We start from the raw sequence: 780 nt of genomic DNA on the forward strand, positions 1-780 counted from the left end.
GGACTGTATGGTAGACCGCTCGGCGTTCGACAAGATAATACAGGCCGGAGGCTACACAACCGTGCGCACCGGCCAGGCACAGGACGCCAATGCCATTCTCATTCCCAAGCAGAATGCCGACGAGGCCATGGACTGCGCCACATGTATCGGTTGCGGAGCGTGCGTTGCCGCTTGTAAGAACGGCTCTGCCATGCTTTTCGTCAGCTCCAAGGTGTCACAGCTCGCGCTCCTTCCCCAAGGCCGTCCTGAAGCCGCCAAGCGCGCCAAGGCCATGGTCATGAAGATGGAAGAGCTTGGTTTCGGTAACTGTACGAACACCCGTGCCTGTGAGGCCGAGTGCCCCAAGAACGAGTCTATCGCCAATATCGCCCGCCTGAACCGTGAGTTCATCAAGGCGAAACTGTCCGATTGATTTCTGTTTATATATTTATAAATAAGTTTCAGGGAGGGTCGTGACCAATGCCACGACCCTCTTTTTTGTCCGCTATGCTTATTGTTTTCGTATGTTTTGCTTGTTGTTGCGGTATAAAAGACCGTTATACGCATCTTTCAGGCAAAGCCGTAAGCATCCTGTTCCTTTGTCCTTTCACATTATTCTGATTGCCGAATACATTTCCTTGCGTATCTTTCTTGGCCGAATAATGTTTTTAGTATTATCCTTTTATTTGCAAGATTCCAAATCGAAGTTCAAAACTTCGATTTAGTAAATTCTCATTCTCCCCTCACCAGAAGGAGAGAGGAGAATGAGTAATTCTTATCTCAATGTTTTGCACTTCGATT

The 780-nt window shown here is 48.3% G+C and carries 1 protein-coding gene; it reads left to right on the plus strand.

Features of this window, described 5'->3' with window-relative positions; genetic code table 11:
* On the plus strand, positions 1–412 hold a 412-nt coding region (locus MoGM_RS07265), incomplete at its 5' end, for a 4Fe-4S dicluster domain-containing protein (RefSeq protein ID WP_146078680.1).
* Between the last annotated feature and the right edge of the window lie 368 nt (positions 413–780).

This window comes from Prevotella sp. MGM1 (assembly GCF_002933775.1).
Taxonomy (GTDB): domain Bacteria; phylum Bacteroidota; class Bacteroidia; order Bacteroidales; family Bacteroidaceae; genus Prevotella.